Here is a 22,804-nt window from a genome sequence, read left to right as displayed (position 1 = left end):
AGTCAAACGCGCGGCAAGCCGTGGCCGGGACCGCCCGCAAACCGAAGCGCACTGGCAAAGCCCGCCTGCCCTGCCAGCATCAGATCCGCTGGGCAAATGCCTTGCCGCGCACTATTCGCGCCGCGAGCCCGCTATCTGGCATTTCTACCGTGCCCATCCATGCCAGCCCTTCAGGAAGCTGCACAGCGTCAAGCAGTTGAATGCAACGCAGCCGCTGGTGGCTGTCACTGACGCGCAGCCGATCAAGAATGGTTTCCTTCGGCCCTGCGTCAGGCACCACCACGACCACCAGCCTGTGGCGATCGCTCCGCCACCGCGATCGTTGCTGCAACAGGCTTACCGATCTCGCGATCGCCCGTACGCGCCGCAATGCGCGCCCCATGTCTTCGCGTACGTAATCAGGCATCTCAAATGGTTCAAAGACACTGAGCGGATCCAGCCAGTCCCATTCCTCGGCCTCGACATGCGCCGCGAGTGCGTCGGCAGCCACGTCACGCCGCAGAGCCGCCAGGGTGGAGGCGTCTGTCCCTGCCCGGTGCAGAAGTCGCAATCGCAACCGGCGGCAATGTCGATCCATGTCGATCGACTGGCCCGCACAGCGGTCAAGCATCTCCAACGCCTTTGCACCATCTCCGCTGTCAATGGCGTCGCCGATCAGCATTGAATGCGCAAGCGTGAGATCCTGTTCGCCGGAGACCACCGCATCGTTCAGGATCTGCTGCCAATCCGCCTCCGCCAGCTCCCGCTGCAGCCAGCCCAGCCGTTCCAGCGCGCGTGCAGGCAGTGCCTGGGTACTCCGGCGACAGAGCAGCTGGTCACGATCCCGGCGTAGGCACTCGCACCGCTGCACATGCCGCCGCCACGCGTCAGCAGCATCGGCAGGCCACCGGCGATCCAGCGCATCCGCCAGCAACGTGGACGTCAGCATCGGCACCAGCACCGAGAGCGCCGATCGCCCCTCACCCACCGGATCCAGCACCGGTGTGCCATTGCCCAGCAACATGCGAATCCGGTCACTCAACCGTGGATGCGCCTCCAAAGGTGCAACACCGCACAGCACGGCTTCGTCGAGCCAGTAGCGCTGTTCACTCGGGCCGGGCCAGTGCAGCGCCCCATCCAGCAACCCTGCAAAGGGTTTTCCTTCCGGCGCGTCAGGCAGCGTGTCCACGGGGAAGAACAAAGGCCACCAGTGCGTTGACAGCGTATGCCTTGCCAATCCGATCATCGCGAGCGTCTGCGCAACCTGCGCGCTTCCGCAGCACTGCGCCGCCGCAAGGTCGGCGCGGTACTCACAGCTGTACGAGAGGCGACGCCATCGGCGCTCGGCCAGTGGACCGCACAGTCGGCCGACCCACGCCACCAGACTCCACATTGATCTTGCGTACCGCGTACCTGCACCGTCCGGCGCCCTACGCGATGTCAGTGCCAGCAATCTGACCAGCAGCGTGTGCAATACAGCACGCGCTCCCTCGACGTGCCCCAGCTCGTGTGCGATGACCGCCCGCAGCTGCTCGGGTGAGAGCATCGCCATCAATGGAAAGCCCAGTGTCACCCGCAGCACCGGCGTGGTCCCCGGACGCCAGCGACGCTCGATCGTTATCGAGGCATTGCACTCATCGTGGATCCAGATCTGATCGATGGGCGCCAGCCTCCTCGCTGCTGCTACGGCATCCAACACCGCGAACAACGCAGGGGCCTCGTTCCTTCGCACGGCCGGCCACGGTGCCACATCGGCAGGTGTCGCCCGATACCCGGCCAGCATACGAGTGACGGCGCACAGATGAAGCAGCGCAAGCACCGGCATGGGAACCAGCAGGACGTGCAACCACGGCAGGCTGGCATGCCCGGCCCAGGCTAGTGTCAGTACAGCGATCAGCGGAGCTGTCGCGATCACTGCCAGCGGCAGGGCCAACAGAACCACGCCTCCAATGCCCGCCAGCACCCCGCCCGCAGCCTCACGAACCCGGCGGGCCGACCACGCGGCCGATGTCGCGTCAGCCTGCATCTGAGTCGGGTGGCGCCTCACCGAACGTCAGCGCGTAGGCCACGGGGTCAGCCTGCTTCCGATCACGTTCGATGGCGCGGCGCCAACGAAGGCCGCCCAGCCAGTGGCCCTTCATCTGCAGGCGATCCTGCAGGTCTGCAAGGTCCGGATCGTCCGGCTCACGCTCGCTGGCGCGCTCCAGCCAGACGCTTGCCAGCCAGCGGTTGGTGACGACACCGATGCCCGCAAGGAATGCGTCGGCGAAGAATCTGGACGCCCATGCCTCCAGCTCAGTGTCATCCTGAAGCCAGATACGAACCAGGACGGTATGGACTGCCTCATGCTGCTCATCCGTGGTTCCTTCCCAAAGCATCCGCACCAGGGTCTGCATTGCGTACGGCCAAGCCCGATCGTGCGGCAGCGTGACCTCGTTGACACGCCGATAGCAACGCAGCGCGTCGGCGCGCGCTTGGGGACAACCATCGCTATAGAAGGCTTTTGCACGCCTGAGCCCCCAGTTGCACAGGGCAACCGGGTGATCGGCGGCCGCGGCGGTTTCGAGCAGCGCCGCGCTCCGGGCCGCGTCCGGGACCGCACGACCGCGCTTGGCGGGCGGTGCATCTGGCGATAGCTCGCCGGAGTACACCAGCATGGCGCCCGCGTGACAACGTGCGACAAGTCGCTCGAACAATGCGATCCCGGCATCCGAATCGATGCCGTCATACAGATTGAATGCGTGCTGGCCCACATCCGTGCCTTGAGCCTCGGCCATACGCAGCGCCAGGTCGAAGCGGGCTTCCCTGCAGCCAGCCGCCAAGGGCGCATCGCCAGCAAGACCAAAGGCATCGCACTGGCGGGCGACGTCCAGCCACAACAGCGCACACGCATCGTTATGCAGAAGCTCTTCAAGCTCCAGGCAACGGCGCATCAGACCAGCGCTGTCATCAATTCCAACATGGGCGACGCACTGCTCCAGCGTATACAGACTCCGCTCGGCGAATGCGTAAGGCATCAGCTCGAACATCTCCACCAACATCGCGTACACGCGCTGCATTTCAGCCTTGTTCCAGCAAACTTCGCCGCCCACCTCCGTCCGTGCCTGATAGGCAAGGTGCCGGGTATAGGCCCTCAACGCACGTGCACGGGTATCCGGCAGCAAGTCTGCAGCCAGCAGGGCATCAAGGCTTTCCCTTACCTGCGCGATGTCCTCCGGGTCTTCACTGTCATCGATCATCCCGATCCAGTCATTCTCCTTCAGCTCGCGCAGATCATTGCGCTGCGCCTCGGTCAGCCCCTTGCAGATCGGACCGTCGATGAAACCCTGCATCTGCTCGTGGCTTCCTCCCCAGCGTGGATAGAGGAAATACAGATAGTCACCCAGAGGGTCCAGGTCGTTGGGGCTGACTGCCAATGCCTGCCGCAGCCAGTAGATCTTGCCGTCCTCGAACTCGTGCGGCAGCCGTGGTGCAAGGCACTCCGGCAGGCAGGGCATCTGCTGCAGAGCCCCGCCGAGGGACGCCACATGCGCCAATCCTGCCTGCCAGGTCAGCTCATCATGGCCATCAGTGTCCGGGTACGCATCCGGCACTTTGCCAACCTGCTGATCCAGCAGCCATTGCGGCTCACCGAGATAGCACGTGACCCTCAACAGTCGATGCCATGCCTGTCGCCCGCGCGGGTCACAGCTCAGCGCCTGCAGGAAGCAGGCTACTGCGTGGTCTCTGGCCAGGCCGGCGCCGATCCACTGACTGCGGCCCACCTGGTTCGCGCACCGTGCTGAACGGATGCGTGCGGCGGCCTGCGCCCAGGCAGCACCCAGCACCAGCCAGGCATGGTAGCTCTGCGGGCACCGTGCACCCCACTCCCGCAACAGCTCCATCAACCGGATCTGTTCAACCCACGGCGCGATCAGCTGCTGCATCAGCCATTGCGCTGAGCCCAGCCCGGTCCGCGGCTCCTCCAGGTCGTCACGACTGGCAAACAGGGCGTCCAGGGCCTGCCCCTGACCGGCCAGAAGCAGCTCCCGGGCAGTGTTACGGGCGCTGACGGCATCAGCGACCTCCGGGCGTTCGTGGGGGGCGGTCAGGCGTTCATGGGTCATTGGCTGGAACTTGCTGGGATCAACCGTTCACTCTGGTTGGCCTCGCCAGCAGCCGCCATGAAGAAAGTTGCAAAATCGGCAGGGGCACGAAGAACCGTGACATCGGCACTACATACAGCCCTGTAACCTTGCGTCCTGCGCCAAGGGCGTTCCGGCCCCTCTCCGCTCGGCCATACTGGCGGGGATCGGGCGGCCGCAACGCCACCGTCACACGCAAGCAGGCCCGCCGCGGTGGGCCAGTGCAAGCCATCCGCAAGAAGGAGTTTCCCCGCATGAGCGATTCGTTCTCCACCCGCAGCCAGCTGGACGTCGGCGGCAAGACCTACGACTACTTCAGCCTGCCCACGCTGGGCCAGCGCTTCGACATCTCCCACCTGCCCTACTCGATGAAGATCCTGCTGGAGAATCTGCTCCGGCACGAGGATGGCGGCGTCACCGTCGGCAAGGATCACATCGAGGCCGTCGCCCGCTGGCAGCCCAGCGCCGAGCCCGACACCGAAATCGCCTTCATGCCCGCACGCGTGGTGCTGCAGGACTTCACCGGCGTGCCCTGCGTGGTTGACCTGGCCGCGATGCGCGATGCGGTGGTCAAGCTCGGCGGTCGCCCGGAACAGATCAATCCGCTGATCCCCTCCGAACTGGTCATCGACCACTCGGTGCAGGTGGACGTGTTCGGCAAGCCCGACGCACTGGACCTCAACGGCAAGATCGAATTCCAGCGCAACCAGGAACGCTACGGCTTCCTGCGCTGGGGCCAGAAGGCCTTCGACAACTTCAAGGTGGTGCCGCCCAACACCGGCATCGTCCACCAGGTCAACCTGGAAAACCTGGCTCGCGTGGTGATGACCGCGGACAAGGACGGCAAGGCCATCGCCTACCCCGATACCGTGTTCGGCACCGACAGCCACACCACGATGATCAACGGCATCGGCGTGCTCGGCTGGGGCGTGGGCGGCATCGAGGCAGAGGCGGCCATGCTTGGCCAGCCCTCGTCGATGCTGATTCCGCAGGTGGTCGGCTTCAAGCTGACCGGCAAGCTGCCCGAAGGCGCCACCGCCACCGACCTGGTGCTGACCGTCACCCAGATGCTGCGCAAGCTCGGCGTGGTCGGCAAGTTCGTCGAGTTCTACGGCGACGGCCTGCAGCACCTGCCGCTGGCCGACCGCGCCACCATCGGCAACATGGCCCCGGAATACGGCGCCACCTGCGGCATCTTCCCGATCGACAACGAATCGCTGACCTACCTGCGCCTGTCCGGCCGCAGCGAAGAGCAGATCGCCCTGGTCGAAGCCTATGCCAAGGCGCAGGGCCTGTGGCACGACGCCAACAGCCCGCATGCGCAGTACAGCACCACGCTGGAACTGGACATGGGCACGGTCAAGCCCTCGCTGGCCGGCCCCAAGCGCCCGCAGGACCGCGTGCTGCTGGAAGACGTGCAGAAGAACTACCGCGACGCCCTGGTCGGCATGACCGCCAACCGTGACAAGCGCAGCGAGGATGTCTCCACCTTCGTCAATGAAGGCGGCGGCGCCGCAGTGGGCAACGAGCAGTTGGCCAAGGGCTACGCCGACATCGAGATGGACGGCAGGAAGGTACGGCTGAAGGATGGCGCGGTGGTCATCGCCGCCATCACCTCCTGCACCAACACCTCTAACCCGGCGGTGATGATCGGCGCCGGCCTGCTGGCCCGCAACGCGGCCGCCAGGGGCCTGGACCGCAAGCCGTGGGTCAAGACCTCGCTTGGCCCAGGCTCGCGCGTGGTCACCGACTACCTGGAAAAGGCCGGCGTTCTCACCGAGCTGGAGAAGATCGGCTTCTACGTGGTCGGCTATGGCTGCACCACCTGCATCGGCAATTCCGGCCCGCTGCCGACCGAAGTCAGTGCCGGCATCGCCAGTGGCGACCTGGTGGTGACCTCGGTGCTGTCGGGCAACCGCAACTTCGAGGGCCGCGTGCACCCCGAAGTGAAGATGAACTACCTGGCCAGCCCGCCGCTGGTGGTGGCCTACGCGATCGCCGGCACCACCGACATTGACCTGACCAGCGAACCGCTGGGCACCGGCAGCGATGGCCAGCCGGTATACCTGCGCGACATCTGGCCGAGCAACAAGGAAATCGGCGACGTCATCGCCGCTACCGTCGGCCCGGAGATGTTCAAGCAGAACTATGCCGACGTGTTCAAGGGCGACACCCGCTGGAACACCATCGCCTCGCCGGACGGTGATCTCTACGAATGGAGCGATGCCTCCACCTACATCAAGAACCCGCCCTACTTCGACGGCATGACCATGCAGGTCGGCACCATCGACGACGTGCACGGCGCGCGGGTGATGGGCCTGTTCGGCGATTCGATCACCACCGACCACATCTCCCCGGCCGGCAACATCAAGAAGGATTCGCCGGCAGGCCGCTTCCTGCAGGAGCGCGGCGTGCAGCCGGCCGACTTCAACAGCTACGGCAGCCGCCGCGGCAACGATGACGTGATGGTCCGCGGCACCTTCGCCAACATCCGCATCAAGAACCTGATGTTCGGTGGCGAAGAAGGCGGCAACACCCTGTACTACCCGGCCAACGGCGGCCAGCCGGAAAAGCTGGCAATCTACGATGCGGCGATGAAGTACAAGGCCGACAAGGTGCCGCTGGTGGTGCTGGCCGGCAAGGAATACGGCACCGGTTCCTCGCGCGACTGGGCCGCCAAGGGCACCCTGCTGCTGGGTGTGAAGGCGGTCATCGCCGAAAGCTTCGAACGCATCCACCGCTCCAACCTGGTCGGCATGGGCGTACTGCCGCTGCAGTTCCGCAACGGTGAAAACGCACAGTCGCTGGGCCTGGACGGTTCGGAAGTGATCGATGTCACCGGCCTGCAGGATGGTGCCAGCAAGCGCGCCACGGTCACCGCGACCAAGGCCGATGGCACGAAAAAGACCTTCGAAGTGTCGGTGATGCTGCTGACCCCGAAGGAAGTGGAGTACTTCCGCCACGGTGGCCTGCTGCAGTACGTGCTGCGCCAGCTCGCCAGCAAGTAACGCCTGACCTGTAGAGCCGAGCCCGCGCTCGGCTGCATCGCCACAGCATCAGCCGAGCATGGGCTCGGCTCTACAAGAAGAAGGGCCGGATCCTCGCAGATCCGGCCCTTCCTTTTGCTTCCGTGTAGAGCCGAGGCTGCCCTCGGCTGCATTTCCGCGAGCAGCAGCCGAGCATCGGCTCGGCTCTACACAACATCACCGGCGCGGCGCATCCGGGTCGGTACGCAGCGCCTTCAACAGGCCCCACATGTAGAACGCCAGGATGAACGAGAACGGCAGGCCGCACAGCACCACCGCCGTCTGCATCGCGCTGAAGTTGCCGGCCAGCAGCAGGCCGACGCTGGCCACGGTGATGCCCGCCGCCCAGAACACGCGCAGCCAGATCGGCGCGTCATGCCCGTCCTCCACGCCATCATCGACACGCCGGGTGCACAGGTTGGCGATCATCAGCGTGCCCGAATCAACCGGGGTCAGGAACAACACGAAACCGATCACCACCGCCGCACCGGCGATGTACGGCGCTGCAGGCAGGTACTCCAGCAGCTTGAACAGGGTCATCGCCGCATCATGCTGGGCCACTTCGCCCAGCACCGCCTGGCCGTGGTTCAACACCAGGTCGATGGCGGTGTTGCCGAAGATCGACAGCCACGCCAGGGTGAAACCCAGCGGGATCAGCAGCACGCCCATGATCACTTCACGGATGGTGCGGCCGCGCGAGATGCGCGCCACGAACAGGCCCACGAACGGTGCCCAGGCAATCCACCAGGCCCAGTAGAACAGCGTCCACGAGCCCATCCACTCACGCCCCTTCGGGTCATTGAGGTACATGTCGAAGCTCTTGCGCACGAACGCGCCCAGATAGTCGCCGGTGTTCTGCACCAGGCCATCGAACAGGTGCAGGGTCGGACCGGTCACCAGCACGAACAGCAGCAGCAGGCACAGCAGCCGCACGTTGAGGTTGGACAGCCAGGCGATGCCCTTCTCCACACCGGCAACGACGCCGATGGTGGCCACGACCATCATCACCAGCACGATCGCCACCAGCACCTGCGGCGTATCCGGGATGTGGAACAGGTAGACCAGGCCGGACTGCACCACCAGCGCACCGATGCCCAGGTTGGTGACCATCGAGATCAGCGTCGCCAGGATGCCGAAGCCATCGACCATGTCACCGATGCGGCCATGGATGCGCTCGCCGAAGATCGGGTACAGCGCCGAACGCAGCGCCAGCGGCAGGTTGCGGCGGTAGGCGAAGTAGCCCAGCGCCACGCCGACTAGGGCGTACAACGCCCAGCCGTGCAGCCCCCAGTGCAGGAAGGTCAGCACCATTGCTTCGCGTCCGGCCGAGACGGTGCCGCCGGGCTGCCCGGGCGGGTTGAGGAAATGGTCCAGCGGCTCGTAGGCGCCGTAGTACAGCAGCGCGATGCCGATGCCGGCCGAGAACAGCATCGACACCCAGGCCACGTAGCCGAAGGCGGGCGATTCCTCGTTATGGCCCAGGCGGATGCGGCCATACGGCGAGAACGCCAGCCACAGCACGAAGCCCAGGCAGGCCACGATCAGCAGCATGTACCACCAGCCGAACGCCGCCGAGACCTCGGCCTGTGCCCATTGCAGCCAGTGCTCGCTGGCCTGTGGGAAGAACACGGTCAACGCACCGAGGATGCCGATGGAGACCGACGAACTGAAGAACACGAAACGGTTCAAGCGCAGGGGCGAGCGCTTGGGATGAGCCAGGGAAGACATGGGGTCGTCTCATCAGTCCAGGGGGGCACATGGGCGGGGCCGGACCGGAAACCGGGCCCATGGCGTGGGGGCGCGACCGGCATCGTAGGGTTTATTGATTGAACGTTCAATCAATAAAAAGTATGATCTTCACCAGCCCGGTATCCCGGGTCGCAATCCGTGGAGAGACAATGCCGAAGAAAGGCGTGGAACCGGTCCGCCGCGAGCAGCTGATCCGGGCCACTTTCCAGACCATCGACGAGATCGGCATGGCCGATGCCACCGTCGCTACCATCGCCAAGAAGGCCGGCCTGTCCAGCGGCATCGTCGCCCACTACTTCGGCGACAAGGACGGCCTGCTCAATGCCGCGATGCGGCAGATCCTGCGCGAGCTGAAGGCCGCCGTCGCCCGCTATCGCGACGCGGCCGCCGACGACGCACGTTCACAGCTTCGCGCCATCGTCGATGGCAACTTCGACGACAGCCAGACCAACGGGACCGCCATGCGTGTATGGCTGACGTTCTGGGCCGCGAGCATGCATCAGCCGGAACTGACCCGGCTGCAGCGTGCCAACGACCAGCGACTGTTCTCCAACCTCTGCCACCAGTTCAACCGCCAGTTGCCGCATGCACAGGCACGCCTGTCCGCACGCGGACTGGCCGCGATGATCGACGGCCTGTGGCTGCGCGGCAGCCTGGTCGGCGGTGACTTCAACGCCGACAAGGCACGCCGCATCGCCTACGGCTACATCGATTTCCAATTGCAGGCCAACGCGCCCTGAGCGCGCCAGCAACCCGCCCCACCCCTTCCAGGAGCAAGCCGATGACCACCCTGCCCGTGCAACAGCTCTACATCCACGGCCGCCGCATCGATGCCACCAGTGGCAAGACCTTCCAGACCATCAACCCGGCCACTGGCCAGGTGCTGGCCGACGTGCAGATCGCCAGCCAGGCCGATGTCGAGCGCGCGGTTGAAAGCGCGAGCGAAGGCCAGAAGGTGTGGGCAGCGATGACCGCGATGGAGCGCTCGCGCATCCTGCGCCGCGCCGTCGAGATCCTGCGCGAGCGCAATGACGAGCTGGCCCATCTGGAAACCCTGGATACCGGCAAGGCGCTGGCCGAAACCACCACGGTGGACATCGTCACCGGTGCCGACGTGCTGGAGTACTACGCCGGCCTGGCCACGGCCATCGAAGGCATCCAGCTGCCGCTGCGCGAATCGAGCTTCTTCTATACCCGCCGCGAGCCGCTGGGCGTGGTCGCCGGCATCGGCGCCTGGAACTACCCGATCCAGATCGCCATGTGGAAGTCGGCCCCGGCCCTGGCCGCCGGCAATGCGATGGTGTTCAAGCCGTCCGAAGTGACCCCGCTGACCGCGATCAAGCTGGCCGAGATCTACACCGAAGCTGGCGTGCCGGACGGCGTGTTCAACGTCGTGCAGGGTCCCGGCCGCGAGATCGGCAACTGGCTGACCGAGCACCCCGTGATCGAGAAGATCTCCTTCACCGGCGGCGTCGCCACCGGCAAGAAGGTGATGGCCAGCGCCGCCTCGTCGTCGCTGAAGGAGGTGACCATGGAACTGGGCGGCAAGTCGCCGCTGGTGATCTGTGACGACGCCGATCTGGACCGCGCCGCCGACATCGCGGTGATGGCCAACTTCTTCAGCTCCGGCCAGGTCTGCACCAACGGCACCCGCGTGTTCGTGCCGCGCAGCATGCTGGCCGCGTTCGAAGCCGCCGTGGTCGAGCGCGTCAAGCGCATCCGCATCGGCGACCCGATGGCCGCCGAGACCAACTTCGGCCCGCTGACCAGCTTCCCGCACATGGACAACGTGCTGCGCTTCATCGAAAGCGGCAAGAGCGAAGGCGCGCGCCTGCTGACCGGCGGCGGTCGCGCCACCGACGGCGCCCTGGCCGAGGGCGCCTATGTGCTGCCGACGGTGTTCTCCGACTGCCGCGATGACATGACCATTGTCCGGGAAGAAATCTTCGGGCCGGTGATGAGCATCCTCGCCTACGACGACGAGGACGAAGTGGTGCGTCGTGCCAACGACACCACCTTCGGCCTGGCCGCAGGCGTGGTCAGCAAGGACATCAGCCGCGCACATCGCATCATCCATCGCCTGGAAGCCGGCATCTGCTGGATCAACACCTGGGGCGAGTCGCCGGCGGAAATGCCGGTCGGTGGCTACAAGCAGTCCGGTGTCGGCCGCGAGAACGGCATCTCCACCCTCGGCCACTACACCCGCATCAAGTCGGTGCAGGTCGAACTGGGCGACTACGCCAGCGTGTTCTGACCGGCGCGCCCCGAGCACCGCCCATCGTCCGGCCACCGCGCCGATCCGACATTCCGCCGGGACGCCTGCACGCAGTGCGCCCGGCCTGCAGGAGAGCAACCATGAGCACCCATAACGAGTACGACTACATCATCATCGGCGCCGGTTCGGCCGGCAACGTGCTGGCCACCCGCCTCACCGAAGATGCCGATGTCAGCGTGCTGCTGCTGGAAGCCGGTGGCCCGGACTACCGGCTCGACTTCCGTACCCAGATGCCCGCCGCACTGGCCTTCCCGCTGCAGGGCCGCCGCTACAACTGGGCGTACAAGACCGATCCCGAGCCCTTCATGAACAACCGCCGGATGGACTGCGGTCGTGGCAAGGGCCTGGGCGGTTCGTCGCTGATCAACGGCATGTGCTACATCCGCGGCAACGCGATGGACTACGACAACTGGGCCGGCATGCCGGGCCTGGAAGACTGGACCTACCTGGACTGCCTGCCGTATTTCCGCAAGGCCGAAACCCGCGACATCGGCGCCAATGACTACCACGGCGGTGACGGCCCGCTGCGCGTTACCACGCCCAAGGCCGGCAACAACGAACTGTTCGCAGCGATGGTCGAGGCCGGCGTGCAGGCCGGTTACCCGCGCACCGACGATCTCAACGGCTACCAGCAGGAAGGCTTCGGTCCGATGGACCGCACGGTCACCCCGAAGGGCCGTCGCTCCAGCACCGCGCGTGGCTACCTGGACCTGGCCAAGCCGCGCCCGAACCTGACCATCGTCACCCACGCGCTGACCGACCGCATCCTGTTCTCGGGCAAGCGCGCCGTGGGCGTGCAGTGGCTGCACAACGACCAGCCGCAGCGCGCCACCGCCCGCCGCGAAGTGCTGCTGTGCGGCGGCGCCATCGCCTCGCCGCAGATCCTGCAGCGATCCGGCGTCGGCCCGGCCGACCTGCTGCGCAGCCTCGACATCGACCTGGTGCACCACCTGCCCGGCGTCGGCGCCAACCTGCAGGATCATCTGGAAATGTATCTGCAGTACGAGTGCAAGAAGCCGGTCTCGCTGGCCCCGGCACTGAAGCTGTACAACCAGCCGGCGATCGGCGCCGAATGGCTGTTCCTGGGCACCGGCATCGGCGCCAGCAACCAGTTCGAAGCTGGCGGTTTCATCCGCAGCGATGCCGAATTCGACTGGCCCAACCTGCAGTATCACTTCCTGCCGGTGGCGATCAATTACAACGGATCCAACCCGATCAAGGCGCACAGCTTCCAGATGCATGTCGGTTCGATGCGCTCGCCGAGCCGTGGCCGCATCCACGTGCGCTCGAAGGACCCGCGCGAAGATCCCAGCATCCTGTTCAACTACATGTCGCACGACCAGGACTGGCGCGAGTTCCGTTCGGCGATCCGGATCACCCGCGAGATCTTCGCGCAGCCGGCGCTGGCACCGTACAGTGGCCGCGAGATCTCGCCGGGCAGCGCGCTGCAGACCGACGCGCAGATCGATGCGTTCGTGCGCGAGCATGCCGAGACCGCCTACCACCCGTCGTGCTCGAACAAGATGGGTCACGCCGATGATCCGATGGCGGTGGTCGACGGCCAGGGTCGCGTGCACGGCCTGGAAGCCCTGCGCATCGTCGATGCCTCGATCATGCCGCAGGTGGTCACCGGCAACCTCAACGCGCCGACCATCATGATCGCCGAGAAGCTGGCCGATGTGATCCGTGGCCGCACCCCGCTGCCGCGCAGCACTGCGCCGTACTACAAGGCCAACGGCGCTCCGGTGCGCAGCCGCGGCTGACACGGCTGCTTCGCCGGGCATGGCCCGGCGCTGCCTCTGCCCCTTCGGTAGCGCCGGGCCATGCCCGGCGTCTTCTGACGCATCCAGCCACTACGCGGCACGCCTCTTCGCGTTTTCCCTACGGGACGGTATGCTGCGGAGAGCGGTTCTGGCGGATACTGTCCGCGCCGCACCCATCATTACGATTCCTGGAGGGGGAATATGAGTCTGGATCGTCCCTGGCTGCAGAGCTATCCGAAAGGCGTTCCCGCCGAAATCGACGTCAACGAGTTCCATTCGGTAGTTTCGGTCTTCGACGCGTCCGTCGCGAAGTACCGCGACCGACCGGCCTACTCCAGTTTCGGCAAGACCCTCACCTACGGTGAGACCGATGCCCTGGTCGAGCAGTTCGCCGCTTACCTGCTGGGCGAGCTGAAGCTCAAGAAGGGCGACCGCGTCGCCCTGATGATGCCCAACTGCCTGCAGTACCCGGTGGCCACCTTCGGCGTGCTGCGTGCCGGCCTGACCGTGGTCAACGTCAACCCGCTGTACACCGCGCGCGAGCTGAAGCATCAGCTGGTCGACGCCGGGGTTGCCGCGATCGTGGTGGTGGACAACTTCGGCGACACCGTCGAACAGGTCATCGCCGATACGCCGGTCAAGCATGTGGTCACCACCGGCCTGGGCGACCTGCTCGGCACCAAGGGCGTGATCGTCAACTTCGTGCTCAAGTACATCAAGAAGATGGTGCCCAACTACCATCTGAAGGGCGCGGTGCGCTTCAAACAGGCGCTCAAGCTGGGCAGCCGCCACACGCTGCCGAAGGTCGAGATCGACCACGACGACGTGGCGTTCCTGCAGTACACCGGCGGGACCACCGGGGTGGCCAAGGGCGCGATGCTGACCAACCGCAACCTGATCGCCAACATGCAGCAGGCCTCGGCCTGGATCAGCGCATCGGGCATCGAGATGGGCAAGGAATGGATCATCACCGCCCTGCCGCTGTACCACATCTTCGCGTTGACGGCGAACGGCCTGGTCTTCATGAAGTTCGGTGGCTGCAACCACCTCATCACCAACCCGCGTGACATGAAGGGCTTCGTCAAGGAGCTCAAGTCGGTGCGCTTCACCGCGATCACCGGCGTCAACACGCTGTTCAACGGCCTGCTCAACACCCCCGGTTTCGACACCGTCGACTTCTCCTCGCTGAAGGTGACCCTGGGCGGCGGCATGGCCGTGCAGCGTGCGGTGGCCGAACGCTGGAAGAAGACCACCGGCGTCACCCTAGTCGAGGCCTACGGCCTGACCGAGACCTCGCCGGCGGCCTGCATCAACCCGCTGACCCTGGCCGAGTACAACGGCTCGATCGGCCTGCCGATTCCGTCCACCGATGCCTGCATCAAGGACGACAACGGCAACATCCTGGCGCTGGGTGAAGTGGGCGAACTGTGCATCCGCGGCCCGCAGGTGATGAAGGGCTACTGGCAGCGCCCCGAGGAAACCGCCAAGGCCATCGACGCCGACGACTGGCTGCACACCGGCGACATGGCGAAGATGGACGAGCACGGCTTCTTCTACATCGTCGACCGCAAGAAGGACATGATCCTGGTGTCCGGCTTCAACGTGTACCCGAATGAAGTCGAAGACGTGATCGCGATGATGCCGGGCGTGCTGGAAGTGGCCGCAGTGGGCGTACCGGACGAGAAGTCCGGCGAGGTGGTCAAGGTGGTCATCGTCAAGAAGGACCCGAACCTGACCGCCGAGATGGTCAAGGAACACGCCCGGGCCAACCTGACCGGCTACAAGCACCCCAGAATCGTTGAATTCCGAAAAGAGCTGCCGAAGACCAACGTCGGCAAGATCCTGCGTCGCGAACTCCGCGATACGCCCGCCCCGTAAGGGTTTGCGGAAAGTTGAACGCACTCAGGCCCGGGTCGGCAACGACCCGGGCCTTTTCGCGTGCGCGGGCCCGGGGCCGGTGTAGCATCGCCGCGTGAGTGGACCGTTCGGCCCGCCGGCCACCACCTTGATCTGCGGGCCGCACCGCCGAGGACCCTTCCATGAGTACCATCGAAAAGCTGCCCAGCAGCGGCTCGCCCTATGCCACCATCCGCACCCAGGACAGCGCCGACGGCGCCGCCCACTGGCTGTTCATGCACGCCGACGCCTCCACCGGCGTGCGTCCCTGCTGCCGCAAGGACATGCTGGACGAGATGTGGAGCTACATGAGCGCCATCACCCGCGGCCCGGCGCAGCGCCACAGCGGCCAGCTGCGCCATTTCGTGCTGGCCTCCGACGCCGCCGCCTACAACCTGGGCGGCGACCTGGACCTGTTCACCCGCCTGATCCGCGAAGGCAACCGCGACCTGCTGCTGACCTACGCGCAACGCTGCGTGGAGGGCGTGCACCATCTGCACACCGGCTTCGGCGGCGATGTCCGTTCGATCGCCCTGATCCAGGGCGATGCACTGGGTGGCGGCCTGGAAATGGCCCTGGCCTGCCACACCATCGTGGCCGAGGAAGGCTGCGGCATGGGCCTGCCCGAAGTGCTGTTCGGCCTGTTCCCGGGCATGGGCGCCTACTCGTTCCTGTGCCGCCGGGTGGCGCCGCAGCTGGCCGAGAAGATCATCCTCGACGGCCGTGTCTACAGCGCCGAGGAGATGCACGCGATGGGCGTGGTCGACGTGCTGGTCAGGAAAGGTGAAGGTCGCAGTGCAGTCGAAGAGATGATCCGCCAGCAGCAGCGCCTGCCACAGTCGTACCTGGCGATGAATGCCGCGCGCAACCTGGCGCAGGCGGTCAGTTATGACGAACTGCTGGAAATCACCAAGGTCTGGGTCGATTCGGCGCTGGCCCTGGGCGACCGTTCGCTGCGGACCATGGACCGTTTGATCAAGGCGCAGACCCGACGCGCCAATCTGGATGTGGCCTGATACGTTCCCCTCCCCCGCAGGGTTCAAGCCCGGCTGGCCACCGGGCTTTTTTTATGGGGCGTGCAGCGCCCGGCAGCCTGCCGCACGGACCCAGCGCTAGCGCTCGCCGTCGTCGGCCACACCACGCGCCTTGCGCTCTGCGCGCGCATCGAGCGCCTGCCGGCCTTCCTTGATCGCCCCCTGCAGCACCGCAAGACGCTGCCGCCATTCGGCCTTGAGCTGCCAGTCGGCCATCCGCATCAACTCACCGGCACGGTTGGACGCGCGCACCAGGCCCAGGTTGCTGGCGACGCCCTTGATCGCATGGGACTGCTCGCGGAAAGCGCCCCAGCGGGCCGCTTCGCCGTCGCCTTCGGCCTTGCGCAGGCACGATTCGGCATCGTCCAGGCACTGGCGGATGAATTCACGCTCGAAACCCTCGCCCATTCCCAGCGACGCCAGTTCATCCAGCACGCCGGTATCAAGCACGCCATCGAGGTTGGTGACGGTGCGCACGATCGGCGGCGCACTGGCCTTGAGCTGGGCGTTGTTGGCGATCTCGGCCAGGGTATCCAGCAGGCGCACGGCCACTACAGGCTTGGCCAGGAACGCGTGTGCACCGGCCTGGGTACAGCGCTGGATCGCTTCGGGAGTAACGTCGGCGCTGAGCACCAGCACCGGCGTGCGCGGGCCGCCACCGGCCTGCATCACCCGCAGTTCCTTCAGCATGTCCAGGCCACTCATGCCCGGCATGTGCAGATCGACGATGGCCGCATCGAACTCGCTTTCAGCCAGTGCGTCGAGCACCGCCTCGCCACCATCGACGCACAGCACCTTGTGCCCGGCCTTCTGCAGCAGCCGCTGCAGCACCATGCGGTTGGCCTCATGGTCGTCGGCGACCAGGATCTGCATGCTGCGCACGCGCGCGCGATGGCGCAGGAACGGATCGGCAAAGGCGATGACATTGCCGCCGGCACCGGCTTCGTCGCCCGCAGCGAGGGTCGGCACCGCACCCGGCACCACCGGCTGCGGTGGCGCGAACGGCAGTTCCACCCAGAAGTGGCTGCCCTGCGGCGGGTTGTCCAGGTAACCGATCTCGCCGTCCATCGCTTCGACCAGCCCCTTGGCGATGGTCGTGCCCAAGCCTGTACCTTCATGGCGACGGGCCATGCTGACGTCGGCCTGCTCGAAGGCCTCGAACAAGCGCGGGCGCATCGCCGGTGCGACGCCAATGCCGGTGTCGAGAATGTCGAAGCGCAGCCGCACCCCGCCCTGGGTGTCTGCGTGGACAACGCTGACGCGGATCTCGACCCGGCCGTGGTCGGTGAACTTGACCGCATTGCCGGCCAGGTTGAGCAGGATCTGCCGCAGATGCCCGACATCGCCGCGCAGCGTCGGCGGCACGGTCTCGGCCACCTTCACCCGATAGTCCAGGCGCTTGGCCTTGGCCTGCGGCAACAGGATCAGGCCGATGGCCTGGATCACTTCGGAAAGAACGAAATCCTCGGCAACGACGCGCAGCTTGCCGGCCTCGATCGCCGAGATGTCCAGCACTTCCTCGACCAGCGCCAGCAGGCTGCGCGATGACGCCTGGATGGTACTCACGCACTCACGCTGCTCGTCATCCAGGCGCGTGGTCGCCAACACTTCTGTCATGCCATTCAATCCATTGAGTGGGGTGCGAAACTCGTGGCTCATGTTGGCCAGGAATCGACTCTTGGCTTCGCTGGCGCGCCGCGCCTCGGCCATCGCTTCGGTCAACTGCCGCAGCAGCGTGGAAAAATACAGCGGAACCGCCGCCAGGCCAAGCCACAGGCCGATGGCCAGGCGTGCATTCTGCTGCCAATACGGCGTGGACAGTGCGGTGCTGCCGAAGCTGACCATCGCCATCGCCACGGCCACATACAGGTAGTGGTTGCCGAAGCGCATGCCGTTGCCCACCGTCACCCACATCACCACGATGTAGACCCACGACAGCGGCTCACCCATCTGGATCATGCCGGCGGCGATCAGGCCGTAATCGGCCAGCATGCCCAGTACGCGCCGGGGATCGGAGCGCTGCGGTCGCCACAACAGCCAGCCGAACAACAGCAGCGACAGGCTCAGGCCGGTCAACACGATCGCCAGCACACCGACATACTGGCTGTGCGGCAGCTCATGCCGCGCCGAAGGCAACAGTACGTACGCCAGGATCAGACTGATCAGGATGATGCGGACGATCTGTTGGCCATGCTCGCTGTCCTGGCGCTGGGACAGGCGAAGACGCAATCTCGACAGCAGGCGTTTCACTCGCCCAGTCCCGGCCGTGCCGAAGCTGTGGAATGCTCGGCGCAGATCTGCTCCAGCTGTTCGCGGCCACGCAGCAATGCATCCACGCAACGCGGGTCGAACAGGCGCCCACGCTGGGCATACAGGTAGGCCATGGTGGCTTCCATCGTCCACGCTTCCTTGTAGGGGCGCGGCGAGATCAGCGCATCGAACACGTCGGCCACGGCAACGATGCGTGCCTCCAGCGGAATCGCGTCGCCGACCAGGCCATCGGGATAACCACTGCCGTCGTAACGCTCATGGTGGCGCAGCGCGATCAATGCACCGACCTGGATGAAGCGGTTCTGGCTGCCACTGAGCAGTTCGTGGCCAATGCGCGGATGCCGGCGCATGATCGCCAGCTCCTCATCATTGAGCTTGCCCTGCTTGAGCAGCACCGCATCGGGAATGGCGATTTTGCCCATGTCATGCAGCGGCGCAGCCATTTCGATCAACTTGACGTCGTCTTTCCGGCAGGCCCAGCTGCTCGGCGATCAGGCCAGCCACGCGCGCCATCCGTTCAAGGTAGGCACTGGTGCCGGCATCACGGAACTCGATCGCACGTGCCAGCCGTGAAAGCGTTTCGCGCTCGCGCTCCTCCACCTCATGCATGCTGGCCAGCAGCCGCTGCTCCAGTGACAGGGCGCGCTGCTTCACGTTCTCGGTCTGCTGGCGCAGCTGCAACAGGTTGTAGCAGCGTGCGCGCAGCTCACGCGGACGGATCGGCTTGACCAGGAAATCGATCACGCCGGCTTCGAGTGCCGCCTGGCGGATCGGCTCGTCGCCGACCACGGTGATCAGGATCACCGGAATATCGCGGTGTTTGGGCAGCCGGCGGAAGCGGCGGGCGAATTCCAGCCCGTCCATCTCCGGCATGCGGTAATCGAGAAGCAGCAGGTCGACCGGATACGATTCGCACCACGCCAGCGCGGTCAACGGATCGCCGAAGTCATGCACGCTCAGTTCCGGCGCGATGTCCTCGATGACGTGACGAAGCATCGTCCGTGCGGAAGTCTGGTCGTCGACGATGACGATGTTCAAGGCGTTCTCTGCCTGCTTTCTCGACCATGCTGAAAGGTCAGCGGGCGAGGATACCCCGCCGCTGCGCACGCTGGCACCCTGCATCGGCTCGACTCCCGTCACAAGCTCCCCGATTCATGATCGTCGTCACAATGTGAAGCGAATTCTCCACATTGCGGCCTCCCCTGACGCCATCAAGCCATAGCCGGTGTCAAGGTTGTGCAATAACGATACGCCGAGTGCGGGACGCGTCAATGGCGCCGTCTCAAACCGCGACGGCGCGCACAAACGGACGCCGAAAAAGCCGGTTACTGCTCCGGACGCATGTACGGGAACAGCAGCACGTCGCGGATCGAGCTGCTGCCGGTCAGCAGCATCACCAGGCGATCGACGCCGATGCCGAGGCCGCCGGTCGGCGCCATGCCGTACTCCAGCGCACGGATGTAGTCGGCGTCGTAGTGCATGGCCTCGTCGTCGCCGCCTTCCTTCGCCGCCACCTGTGCCTGGAAACGCTGGGCCTGGTCTTCCGGGTCGTTCAGCTCGGAGAAGCCGTTGGCCAGTTCCTTGCCGTTGACGAACAGTTCGAAGCGGTCGGTGTAGCCCGGATCGTTGTCGTTGGCACGGGCCAGCGGCGAGACCTCCACCGGGTGGTCGGTGATGAAGGTCGGCTGGATCAGGGTGTGCTCGACGGTGGCTTCGAAGATCTCCAGCAGCAGCTTGCCCCAGCCGTAGGACGGCTTGACGCGGATCTTCAAGCGCTCGCAATGGCGCAGCAGCGCGTCACGGTCGGTGCAGTCTTCCGCCGAGATTTCCGGGTTGTGGTGGCGCACCGCCTCGTCCATGCGCCAGCGGCGGAACGCCGGGCCCAGGTCGATGTTGGCGCCGTCCCACTCCACCGTGGTGGAGCCGTTCACCGACTGCGCCACGTCACGGATCACGCCTTCGGTCAGGTCCATGATCTCGTTGTACGTGGCATACGCCTCGTACAGTTCCATCATGGTGAATTCCGGGTTGTGGCGGGTGCTGACACCTTCGTTGCGGAAGTTGCGGTTGATCTCGTAGACGCGCTCCAGGCCACCGACGGTCAGGCGCTTGAGGTACAGCTCCGGCGCCACGCGCAGGTACAGGTCCAGGTCCAGCGCGTTGTGGTGGGTGGTGAACGGCTTGGCCGCCGCGCCGCCGGGGATGTAATGCATCATCGGCGTCTCGACTTCGAGGAAGTCGCGGTTGTCCAGCCATGCACGCATCGCACGGATGATCTTCGAGCGCTTGATGAAGACCGCACGCGACTCCGGGGTCACGATCAGGTCGACATAGCGCTGGCGGTAGCGCTGCTCGACGTCGGCCAGGCCATGCCACTTGTCCGGCAGCGGGCGCAGCGACTTGGTCAGCAGGCGGATCGACTCGGCCTTGACCGACAGCTCGCCGGTCTTGGTGCGGGTCAGGCCACCCTCGACCGCAATGATGTCGCCCACGTCCCAGCCCTTGAAGGCGGTGTAGGCATCGCCCAGCACGCTGCCCTGCAGGAACAGCTGGATGCGGCCGGATTCGTCCTGGATCTGGGCGAAGCTGGCCTTGCCCATGACCCGCTTGGCCATCAGGCGACCGGCCATCTTCACCTGGCGGCCGTTGCCTTCCAGGGTTTCGGCGGTCCACTGTTCCGCATCGGCGAATTCTTCCTGCAGGCTGCCGGCGAAGTCCTCGCGACGGAAGTCGTTCGGGTACGCGATGCCCTGCCCACGCAGCGCTTTGAGTTTCTCACGGCGCTCGGCGATCAACTTGTTTTCGTCGACGGGGGGGGTATCGGTAGCTTCGCTCATGGATCTGCGGGAATCGTGTAGTGAGGGGGAGTCTTGCGCCCGGCACAGCCGGTTGCCCAGCATACCAAAAGCGCCCTGCCCCGGCCCCTGCGGAACCGGTAGCGCCGGGCCATGCCCGGCGGTCGTTCCCCGGAAATCCGCCGGGCATGGCCCGGCGCTACCCAACCATCCGCACCTACCCGTTCCCGGGGAACGCCTGCCGCAGCTCGTCCACCAGCACCCGCTGGTTCTCCGAATAATCAATCGGCACCGACACCAGATGCACGCCACCCGCCGTGAACGCCGCTTCCAGCGTCGGAATGAACTGCTCGATCGCGGTCACCTCATGCCCCTGGCAGCCATAGGCTTCGGCGTATTTGACGAAGTCCGGATTGCCGAAGGTCATGCCGTAATCGGCGAAGCCGTCCACCGCCTGCTTCCAGCGGATCATCCCGTAGGCACCGTCGTTGAGGATCAGCACCACCAGGTTCAGTCCCAGCCGACGCGCGGTCTCCAGCTCCTGGCTGTTCATCATGAAACCGCCATCGCCACACACCGCCAGCACGCGGCGCTGCGGGTACAGGATCGAGGCCATGATCGCCGACGGCAGGCCCGCGCCCATCGTTGCCAATGCGTTGTCCAGCAGCAGCGTGTTCGCCACCTGGGTGCGGTAGTTGCGCGCGAACCAGATCTTGTACATGCCGTTGTCCAGCGCCACGATGCCGTCCGGCGGCATCACCTGGCGCACGTCATGCACCAGCCGCTGCGGCGTGAAGCCGGCCTCTTCGGCACGATCGGCGATGTGCTCCAGGATCGTCGCGCGCAGCGGCAGCAGTGCAGCGGCGTTGTCCACCTTGCCTTCGATACGGTCGGCCAGCAGGGTCAGCGAGCGGCCGATATCGCCGATCACCTCCACCTGCGGGAAGTACACCTGCTCCACCGCGGCCTGCGAATAGCCGATGTGGATGACCGTGCGGCCACCCGGGCGCATCACGAAGGGCGGCTTCTCCGTCACCTCGTGGCCGATGGTCACGATCACGTCGGCCTGGTCGATGGCCATGTGCACGTAGTCGCGCTCGCTCAGCGCCGCCGTGCCCATGTACAGGCCCGAGCCACCGGCCACCGCGCCCTTGCCCATCTGCGTGGTGACGAATGGAATGCCGGCGCGCAGCACGAAGGCCGACAGCGCCTCGCTGGACTGCGGCCGCGAGGCGGCCGACGCGATCACCAGCAGCGGCCGCTTGGCGTCGCGGATGATCTGCGCCGCGCGGTCCAGCGCCTCGGGGCTGGCAATCGGCCGATCCACCGGGTGTGGCGGGATCAGTGCGACGTCCTCGACCTCCATCGCCGCGATGTCCTCGGGCAGTTCCAGCAGCACCGGGCCGGGACGCTCTTCCAGGGCGGTGCGGAACGCCTCGCGGACGATGGTCGGGATGGTGCGTGCCGAGACGATCTGCCGCGCTGACTTGGTCAGCGGCTTCATCGTGCTGACGATGTCGACGATCTGGAAGCGCGCCTGCTTGCTGGCGACGATGCCCTTCTGCCCGGTGATCATGATCACCGGCCACGCACCGAGCAGCGCATAGGCGGCACCGGTGGTGAAGTTCAGTGCGCCCGGGCCAAGCGTGGCCAGGCAGACGCCCGGTTTGCCGGTCAGGCGGCCGTAGGTGGCGGCCATGAACACGGCAGCCTGTTCGTGGCGGGTGATGACCAGCTCGATGCTGGAGTGGCGAAGCGACTCGACGACATCGAGGTTCTCTTCACCGGGAATGCCAAAAATGCGCTCGACGCCCTCGTTTTCGAGTGCGGCGACGAGCAGATCGGAACCCTTGGACATGGAATGACGTCCTTCTCGCAGTGCGTGATGATGG

12 protein-coding genes and 1 pseudogene are annotated in these 22,804 nt (G+C 65.6%); 6 read left to right on the top strand and 7 right to left on the bottom strand.

Translation table 11 applies throughout. From position 1 onward, the window contains the following. Window positions 1–79: 79 nt before the first annotated feature. Both CR919_RS00580 and CR919_RS00575 read right to left on the bottom strand, forming a co-directional pair. Entirely contained in the window at window positions 80–2,005 is a 1,926-nt protein-coding gene (locus CR919_RS00580; protein ID WP_133119573.1) for a M48 family metallopeptidase, read from the bottom strand. Beyond that, window positions 1,995–4,085 carry a DUF4034 domain-containing protein gene (locus tag CR919_RS00575; protein ID WP_099818368.1) on the bottom strand — a complete coding sequence of 697 codons (2,091 nt, stop codon included), beginning with the start codon at window positions 4,083–4,085 and terminating at the stop codon, window positions 1,995–1,997. The genes CR919_RS00580 and CR919_RS00575 overlap by 11 nt, the downstream gene beginning before the upstream one ends. 272 nt (window positions 4,086–4,357) lie before the next feature. Here CR919_RS00575 and acnA point away from each other — a divergent pair, with 272 nt between their 5' ends. Then, window positions 4,358–7,111, top strand: a complete 2,754-nt coding sequence (acnA, locus tag CR919_RS00570) for an aconitate hydratase AcnA (RefSeq protein ID WP_099818367.1) — start codon at window positions 4,358–4,360, stop codon at window positions 7,109–7,111. Between the two features lie 195 nt (window positions 7,112–7,306). Here the strand turns inward: acnA and CR919_RS00565 are convergent, their stop codons facing one another. Next, complete coding sequence (locus tag CR919_RS00565) at window positions 7,307–8,857, bottom strand: BCCT family transporter (protein ID WP_099818366.1); 1,551 nt, start codon at window positions 8,855–8,857, stop codon at window positions 7,307–7,309. Window positions 8,858–9,027: 170 nt separating this feature from the next. Here CR919_RS00565 and betI point away from each other — a divergent pair, with 170 nt between their 5' ends. From betI to CR919_RS00540, 5 genes are all read left to right on the top strand, one after another. Then, window positions 9,028–9,618 (top strand): transcriptional regulator BetI, encoded by a 591-nt coding sequence (gene betI, locus CR919_RS00560; RefSeq protein ID WP_099818365.1) that lies wholly within the window; start codon window positions 9,028–9,030, stop codon window positions 9,616–9,618. A 41-nt stretch (window positions 9,619–9,659) separates the two neighbouring features. Continuing rightward, window positions 9,660–11,132, top strand: a complete 1,473-nt coding sequence (gene betB / locus CR919_RS00555) for a betaine-aldehyde dehydrogenase (protein ID WP_099818364.1) — start codon at window positions 9,660–9,662, stop codon at window positions 11,130–11,132. 101 nt (window positions 11,133–11,233) lie between these two features. Then, on the top strand, window positions 11,234–12,916 hold the full coding sequence (betA, locus tag CR919_RS00550; RefSeq protein ID WP_099818363.1) for a choline dehydrogenase: 1,683 nt from the start codon (window positions 11,234–11,236) through the stop codon (window positions 12,914–12,916). Between the two features lie 201 nt (window positions 12,917–13,117). Next, complete coding sequence (locus tag CR919_RS00545) at window positions 13,118–14,794, top strand: long-chain fatty acid--CoA ligase (protein WP_089240952.1); 1,677 nt, start codon at window positions 13,118–13,120, stop codon at window positions 14,792–14,794. A 161-nt stretch (window positions 14,795–14,955) separates the two neighbouring features. Next, window positions 14,956–15,828, top strand: coding sequence for a crotonase/enoyl-CoA hydratase family protein (locus tag CR919_RS00540; RefSeq protein WP_099818362.1), 873 nt, complete (start codon window positions 14,956–14,958; stop codon window positions 15,826–15,828). A 96-nt stretch (window positions 15,829–15,924) separates the two neighbouring features. On the opposite strand, the gene CR919_RS00535 is transcribed toward CR919_RS00540, so the two are convergent. From CR919_RS00535 to CR919_RS00520, 4 genes and pseudogenes are all read right to left on the bottom strand, one after another. After that, window positions 15,925–18,096 carry a response regulator gene (locus tag CR919_RS00535; protein ID WP_099818361.1) on the bottom strand — a complete coding sequence of 724 codons (2,172 nt, stop codon included), beginning with the start codon at window positions 18,094–18,096 and terminating at the stop codon, window positions 15,925–15,927. Further along, a pseudogene (locus tag CR919_RS00530) lies at window positions 18,093–19,239 on the bottom strand (two-component system response regulator). Before CR919_RS00530 ends, CR919_RS00535 begins: the two are co-directional and overlap by 4 nt. Window positions 19,240–19,442: 203 nt before the next feature. Continuing rightward, on the bottom strand, window positions 19,443–20,954 hold the full coding sequence (lysS, locus tag CR919_RS00525) for a lysine--tRNA ligase (RefSeq protein ID WP_099818360.1): 1,512 nt from the start codon (window positions 20,952–20,954) through the stop codon (window positions 19,443–19,445). A gap of 175 nt (window positions 20,955–21,129) precedes the next feature. Further along, window positions 21,130–22,770, bottom strand: a complete 1,641-nt coding sequence (locus CR919_RS00520) for an acetolactate synthase large subunit (protein ID WP_099818359.1) — start codon at window positions 22,768–22,770, stop codon at window positions 21,130–21,132. Between the last annotated feature and the right edge of the window lie 34 nt (window positions 22,771–22,804).

The sequence above is a fragment of the Stenotrophomonas sp. LMG 10879 genome, from assembly GCF_002750935.1.
Classification (GTDB): domain Bacteria; phylum Pseudomonadota; class Gammaproteobacteria; order Xanthomonadales; family Xanthomonadaceae; genus Stenotrophomonas; species Stenotrophomonas lactitubi_B.
This window is presented reverse-complemented; position numbering and strand designations above follow the sequence as displayed.

Coding starts and splice junctions, on each gene's coding strand:
- betA (WP_099818363.1), top strand. CDS start 11,234: ATGAGCACCCATAACGAGTACGACTACATCATCATCGGCGCCGGTTCG.
- CR919_RS00545 (WP_089240952.1), top strand. CDS start 13,118: ATGAGTCTGGATCGTCCCTGGCTGCAGAGCTATCCGAAAGGCGTTCCC.
- lysS (WP_099818360.1), bottom strand. CDS start 20,954: ATGAGCGAAGCTACCGATACCCCCCCCGTCGACGAAAACAAGTTGATC.
- CR919_RS00520 (WP_099818359.1), bottom strand. CDS start 22,770: ATGTCCAAGGGTTCCGATCTGCTCGTCGCCGCACTCGAAAACGAGGGC.
- CR919_RS00540 (WP_099818362.1), top strand. CDS start 14,956: ATGAGTACCATCGAAAAGCTGCCCAGCAGCGGCTCGCCCTATGCCACC.
- CR919_RS00565 (WP_099818366.1), bottom strand. CDS start 8,857: ATGTCTTCCCTGGCTCATCCCAAGCGCTCGCCCCTGCGCTTGAACCGT.
- betB (WP_099818364.1), top strand. CDS start 9,660: ATGACCACCCTGCCCGTGCAACAGCTCTACATCCACGGCCGCCGCATC.
- CR919_RS00580 (WP_133119573.1), bottom strand. CDS start 2,005: ATGCAGGCTGACGCGACATCGGCCGCGTGGTCGGCCCGCCGGGTTCGT.
- CR919_RS00575 (WP_099818368.1), bottom strand. CDS start 4,085: ATGACCCATGAACGCCTGACCGCCCCCCACGAACGCCCGGAGGTCGCT.
- acnA (WP_099818367.1), top strand. CDS start 4,358: ATGAGCGATTCGTTCTCCACCCGCAGCCAGCTGGACGTCGGCGGCAAG.
- betI (WP_099818365.1), top strand. CDS start 9,028: ATGCCGAAGAAAGGCGTGGAACCGGTCCGCCGCGAGCAGCTGATCCGG.